A 4729-nucleotide genomic window follows, 5' to 3' on the forward strand; every position below is an offset into this window, starting at 1 on the left:
CAAACTCATCGGCCAGCGCAGCCAATCGGGGATGCCAACGGTGCTGGCCCTCCCCAAAAGCATCTCGCTCGGTGATGATGGTTCCGGCGTTATCAAACAATGCCTGCTCGGGCACGCCGCCAAAGTAAGCGAACGCCTCCCGAAGCCCTGTCAGCCAGGCTTCGCTGTCCTCTCGCTCGGAGAAACGGACAAAGCTTGCTCGACTAAAACCAAGTGTCGCCACGAACGCCTTAAGCGGCTGACGGCCTCGTCGAATGGTGGTGAAGTCCACCTGTATCTGCTTGCCGGGCAGTGTCTCGAAACGTACCACCGGCTCTTCTGCCTTACGTTTGAAGGGGCGAATATAAGCCTTCAGACGACTGACGCCGCCGCTGTACCCCAATGCCGTGATCTCACGCAGCAGGACGGTCGCCGGAATCCAGTGTGGGCGCGCCGCCTCAATACGCTCGTGCAGGTAGTCCTTGAAGGGGTCGATTTTGCACGGACGTGCGGGTCTCACCTTGTCACTGGGTAGCGACCGGGCCTTTCGCAGGTACTTGCGCACGGTGTTACGCGAAATACCCAGCTCACGGGCGATGAATTTGATGCCATGGCCCTGACGGGCCAACACTTTAATTTCCACAGACTGCTCCTGGGTCAACATATTGGCAGCTCAAAGCCGCCAGTTTTACCCAGGGGGGTCAATTCTAGGTTGGCGTTAGGGGGTCATTTTTACAGTGGCGGTGACACTTAGCCCAGCTCCTGAAGACCACTGTTTGATGGACGCTAAATCATCGGTTTTTCAGTCGCATTTAATCCTGGTCGGTTGCGCTCGATTGCAGGTCGAAGTGGCTGGATGCAGGTTCGTTTGCAGTCAATGCTGGTTCGCGGTGCCGGATAGACGCAATCAATCCCGGTCGAAAAACGCGATGATTGCAGGTCGAGGCCATTTCGATTGCAGGCCGTTACAGATACTGCGGGCTTCACAGATCACGTCTTCGGTCTGATGCATTTACTGGGTTTTCGCTTTGCACCGCGCATCCGCGACCTACGCGATACCAAGCTGTTCGTGCCCCAAGGAAATATCGATTATGACGCGATTAAGTCAATGATTAGTAAAGAAAAACTTGATATAAAAGCCATTCGGACGCACTGGGATGAAATTCTGAGGCTGGCCACCTCGATCAAACAAGGTACCGTGACTGCCTCGCTGATGTTGCGCAAGCTGGGTAGTTATCCTCGGCAGAACGGCTTAGCCGTTGCCCTTCGCGAAATCGGTTGCATCGAGCGCACGCTGTTCATTTTGGACTGGCTACAAAGTGCCGAGCTGCGCCGTCGTGTGAATGCAGGACTGAACAAGGGCGAAGCGCGCAATGCGCTGGCCAGGGCTGTCTTCTTTAACCGGCTGGGCGAAATCCGAGACCGTAGCTTCGAACAGCAACGCTACCGTGCCAGCGGCCTCAACTTGGTGACTGCTGCAATAGTGCTGTGGAACACGGTTTACCTGGAGCGGTCCGCAAACGCATTACGCGGACATAGCACCGCTGTCGATGAATCGCTGCTGCAGTACCTGTCGCCGCTGGGCTGGGAGCACATCAACCTAACTGGTGATTACCTGTGGCGCAGCACCGTCAAGGTTGGTGGAGGAAGATTCCGGCCATTACGACGACTGAAATCAGCTTAACGTACTTTAAAATCCGTTTTCTGAGGCGACCCCCAGTTGAGCCGCCGGCCATAGGTGTGCAGCGCACCGAAAATCCCGACGTGCAAACCGCGCCGCTTGGCGGTGTAGATCAGGTTATCGGCCGCCAGCCGAAACAGCGCATCGAGCAGCCAGCGGTTGTAGAAGAACAGGGACCGCAGTGTGTCGGGCAGCGTGAACACCAGATGCTGCCAGGGGCAGTCGGGCAGACGGTTGTTTTGCATGGCGATCCACTGGTCGGTGGCCTTTTTGCCGCAGGAAGGACAGGCCCGGCAATGGCAGGTGTTGCACAGGTATTTGACGTGCGGGCAATGCTCATTGCCACAGGTGTAGTGTTTGACGCCCAGTATCGAGGTGCCGCAGGCGAGCATTTTGGTGACGGACTCGACTTCGATGTCGCGCAAGCCGCCCTCCTCGATGAGGTGTGCCCAGCACTGGTTAGCGGTGAAGAGGTTTTTGAGCGGTCGAGGTGTGTAGGCTGGACTCATCTGAAGCAGCAACGGTGGGTAAGCAGGCTTCATGATGATCAATAATGGGCCTCATGACAAAGCTCAAATCCATGTTCCTGCTGCTACGCGATCGCAAGAACGGGCGATTTGCAGCCGCAGGCTGCCCTGTTCCTCTATCGGTCTTCGCGGGTGTGCCACAGGCGCAGCAGGTAGATAGTTGAATCCGCTATCTCGTAACGCATCTCGTATTGGCCGATCTGAATTCGGCGTACGTCCTTTGGCTCGAACTCCTCTAGGCGTTCGCCAATGCGCGGGTTAGTCAGAAGCGTGGTAGGTGCTGTGGTGAGTTGCTGCACCACTCGTGCTGCGGCAGGTTGATTCGCCAAGGCCAGAAACTCGTATAGCCTGGTAATGTCGGAAAGCGCCTTGCTTGTCCACTTCAATTCCATCAGCGCGGCACCGGCAACGGAGTGTCGGTGCTAAGACTGTCAGCCCAGGCCTGGACGGCTTGGTGATCAATAACGCGTCCAGCGTCAACATCAGCCAAGGCCTCACGGGTCAGGTGACTACGCTCTTCTTCCTGGTCTATCCAAGCAGACAGGGCTTGCTTGACGATCCAGTTTTTAGAGCGCTCCAGACGCTCAGCCATCAAATCGACTTTTTCCGCCAGCTGCACCGGAACGTGAGCTGTGACAGATCGGGTTTTGGCGGTGGTGGCCATATGCGGTTAGTCCTGATTCGTTTCGATTTAAATATAATCATAGTGAATAATAATGTGTCGTCAAGCGTGCTGTCAGGTTGGGCTATGCCTATCCAGATACAGGCTTATTTTGCCTTTTTCGGGCTTTTCGCTTGATAAGTGACACCCATAGTGCAACAGTATTAGTAGAACGTCCTAACTGATACAGGCACCCGTCATGTTCATCCGCGCATACCTCAGAGCATCCACCGAAGAGCAAGACGCTGGTCGCGCCCGCGCCTCGCTCGAGCAGTTCGCCAGCGATCACAACAAGGTCATTGCGAGCGTGTACCTGGAGAACGCCAGCGGCGCCACCGCGGACCGGCCTGAGCTGCTGCGCCTGCTGAAGGATGCCCGTAAGGGTGATGTGCTGCTGGTGGAGTCGATAGACCGTCTCTCCCGCCTCCCAGTGGAGGACTGGCAAAAGCTAAAGGCTGCGATCGATTCCAAGGGGCTGCGCATCGTTGCGCTCGACTTGCCGACCAGCCACCAGGGAATGCAGGACACCAAAGGCGACGAGTTCACCGGGCGGATGCTGGGAGCGATCAACTCAATGCTGGTGGAAATGATGGCCGCGATCGCGCGCAAGGATTATGAGCAGCGCCGCGACCGGCAGGCCCAGGGCATCGAGAAGGCCAAGGCCGCCGGCAAATATCAGGGGCGCCCGGTGGACGCCGATCTGCACAAGCGTGTTGCCGAGCTGCTCGGCGCCGGCCTGGGGATTCGCGCGACGGCACGGCACGCCAACTGCTCGACTACCACTGTGCTGAGGATCAGGGACCTGGCATCAACCTGAGATGCCTTGCAACACTTCCTCGATGTGCAATGATCTGAGTCTATTGAAGGCTGAGCCATCAAAGTGCTAGCGTCAGATCGACTGTGTCGGAGGGATGACGCGGTAGGCGATGTCTAGGGCGGCTGATTGACTCCCGGCCTACATGTCAACGCCAACTAAAAAGTGACCCCCTTCCGTGCTAAATCGCCAACTTAGTTTTGACCCCCCTCGGGTTCATATTTTCGAGCCGGTTCGGCCCGAGAAGATTTGGTTCCTGCTTTGCGCTTGTCCTTGAGTCGATAGCTTTCACCTGTCATCTGCACGATATGGGCATGATGTAACAGCCTGTCCAGCATGGCCGCTGTCAGTGTTTGATCATCCGCAAAGGTTCCGGCCCACTGGGTAAACGGCAAGTTACTCGTGAGGATCAGGCTGCCTTGCTCGTAGCGCTTGGCGACAACATTGAAGAACAGGTTGGCTTCATCACGACCAAACGGCAGGTAGCCGATTTCATCGATGACCAACAACCCAGGGGCCATCACCACACGACTGAAGTATTCCTTGAGCCGTTCCTGGCGGTGCGCAGCGGTCAGTTGCAGCATCAAGTCAGCCGCCGTGACGAAGCGGGTTTTGATACCGGCCATCACTGCCCGGTAGGCCAGGGCGATAGCCAGGTGGCTCTTGCCTACACCACTAGGCCCCAGGAACACGATGTTCTCGGCACGTCCAACAAAACTCAGTGCTGCCAGCTCCTGGAGCTGTGCCCGGGGGACGCCGGTGGCAAACGCGAAGTCGTATTGCTCCAGCGTTTTCACAGCGGGCAGCGCGGCAGTTTTCAGCAGGGCCTGTCGAGAGCGTTCACTTCGGGCATCGGTCTCGGCAGCCAGCAGCTTTTCGAGGAAGTCGGCAAAGCTGTCTTCGCCGCTTGCTGCTTGTTGGGCCAGGTGCGGCCAGTCCACCCCGACGCGCTCAAGCTTTAGCCCCTTGCATAGTTCTGTCAGGCGAGCATGTTGAAGGTTCATGCTCTCACCTCCAGCAGTTGCTCATAAACCGACAGCGGATGCTGCAAGCTCTCGTACGGCAGG

General features: G+C 57.1%; 4 protein-coding genes and 3 pseudogenes. 2 read left to right on the top strand and 5 right to left on the bottom strand.

Going from position 1 to position 4729, the window contains the following annotated elements:
* Positions 1-643: pseudogene (gene istA, locus AO277_RS10845) on the bottom strand (IS21-like element ISPsy4 family transposase); the annotation flags it as partial.
* Between the two features lie 303 nt (positions 644-946).
* Here istA and AO277_RS10855 point away from each other — a divergent pair.
* Positions 947-1663 (top strand): annotated as a pseudogene (locus AO277_RS10855) (Tn3 family transposase); the annotation flags it as partial.
* A 32-nt stretch (positions 1664-1695) separates the two neighbouring features.
* On the opposite strand, the pseudogene AO277_RS10860 reads toward AO277_RS10855, so the two are convergent.
* The 3 genes and pseudogenes from AO277_RS10860 to AO277_RS10870 all read right to left on the bottom strand — a co-directional run.
* Positions 1696-2202, bottom strand: a pseudogene (locus tag AO277_RS10860) (IS91 family transposase); the annotation flags it as partial.
* Positions 2203-2303: 101 nt separating this feature from the next.
* Positions 2304-2579, bottom strand: a complete 276-nt coding sequence (locus tag AO277_RS10865; RefSeq protein WP_015060661.1) for a type II toxin-antitoxin system RelE/ParE family toxin — start codon at positions 2577-2579, stop codon at positions 2304-2306.
* Entirely contained in the window at positions 2579-2851 is a 273-nt protein-coding gene (locus AO277_RS10870) for a CopG family ribbon-helix-helix protein (protein ID WP_044320188.1), read from the bottom strand. The genes AO277_RS10865 and AO277_RS10870 overlap by 1 nt, the downstream gene beginning before the upstream one ends.
* A gap of 196 nt (positions 2852-3047) precedes the next feature.
* On the opposite strand from AO277_RS10870, the gene AO277_RS10875 reads away from it, so the two are divergent.
* On the top strand, positions 3048-3665 hold the full coding sequence (locus AO277_RS10875; protein WP_044320187.1) for a recombinase family protein: 618 nt from the start codon (positions 3048-3050) through the stop codon (positions 3663-3665).
* Between the two features lie 191 nt (positions 3666-3856).
* Here the strand turns inward: AO277_RS10875 and istB are convergent, their stop codons facing one another.
* Positions 3857-4666, bottom strand: coding sequence for an IS21-like element ISPsy4 family helper ATPase IstB (gene istB / locus AO277_RS10880; RefSeq protein WP_005741073.1), 810 nt, complete (start codon positions 4664-4666; stop codon positions 3857-3859).
* Positions 4667-4729: the final 63 nt, after the last annotated feature.

Source organism: Pseudomonas amygdali (assembly GCF_002699855.1).
GTDB lineage: Bacteria > Pseudomonadota > Gammaproteobacteria > Pseudomonadales > Pseudomonadaceae > Aquipseudomonas > Aquipseudomonas amygdali.

What these genes read in the sequence shown, in the direction of transcription:
- AO277_RS10865 (WP_015060661.1), bottom strand. Translation starts at nt 2,579, where the DNA reads ATGGAATTGAAGTGGACAAGCAAGGCGCTTTCCGACATTACCAGGCTA.
- AO277_RS10870 (WP_044320188.1), bottom strand. Translation starts at nt 2,851, where the DNA reads ATGGCCACCACCGCCAAAACCCGATCTGTCACAGCTCACGTTCCGGTG.
- AO277_RS10875 (WP_044320187.1), top strand. Translation starts at nt 3,048, where the DNA reads ATGTTCATCCGCGCATACCTCAGAGCATCCACCGAAGAGCAAGACGCT.
- istB (WP_005741073.1), bottom strand. Translation starts at nt 4,666, where the DNA reads ATGAACCTTCAACATGCTCGCCTGACAGAACTATGCAAGGGGCTAAAG.